General features: G+C 47.2%; 2 protein-coding genes. Both read left to right on the top strand.

What is annotated here, in order from left to right; translation table 11 throughout:
• On the top strand, window positions 1-179 hold a 179-nt coding region (locus R7Q48_RS26600), incomplete at its 5' end, for a FliM/FliN family flagellar motor switch protein (RefSeq protein WP_318133210.1).
• A gap of 18 nt (window positions 180-197) precedes the next feature.
• A partial coding sequence (locus R7Q48_RS26595; protein WP_318133208.1) for a flagellar type III secretion system pore protein FliP occupies window positions 198-777 on the top strand: 580 nt, incomplete at its 3' end.

Genomic DNA, 777 nt, shown 5'->3' with positions numbered 1-777 from the left:
ATTTGATGAAAGCGGGCGAAGGCACCGTCATTGAACTTGAAAAGCTGAACGGCGAACCGTTGGACGTAAAAGTGAACGGTTCCCTACTTGGCCATGCGGAAGTAGTTGTCGTTAATGACAAATACGGTCTTCGCTTGATTGACGTACACGATTCGGCATTAAGCGGCGTTGGTCGATAATTTTTGGTAGGCAGTACAATGAACAATCTGAGCGCTTGGCATCGTTGGTTACCTTTGTTGGTATTGGTGTCACTTTTGTTTGCATTCCCAACAATGGCAGCAGACAACGGCTTAACAATTCTGTCCGTTACGGACGGCGACGCACAACAAGAGTACAGCGTTAAACTACAAATTCTTTTGTTGATGACGGCGCTCAGTTTCCTTCCTGCTTTCATTTTGATGGCGACGAGCTTTACACGCATTATTGTGGTGTTGGCTATCTTGCGCCAAGCGCTTGGTTTGCAGCAGAGCCCGCCAAACCGCGTGTTAGTGGGTATTGCATTAACGCTTACTCTGCTCATCATGCGCCCTGTTTGGACGGATATCTACGAGAATGCGTTCCAACCATACGACAATGGTGAAATTACGCTGGTTCAAGCATTTTCCGTTGCAGAAAAGCCCGTTCGCAACTTCATGTTGGCGCAAACCCATCAGAGCTCTCTTGAGCAAATGTTGCGAATGGCCAATGAGCCGCTCGATCAAAAAGTAGAAGACATCTCGTTTGCCGTTGTTCTTCCTGCGTTTGTGATCAGTGAGCTTAAAACTGCGTTCCAAATTG

This window comes from Vibrio sp. 378, assembly GCF_033339435.1.
This window is presented reverse-complemented; position numbering and strand designations above follow the sequence as displayed.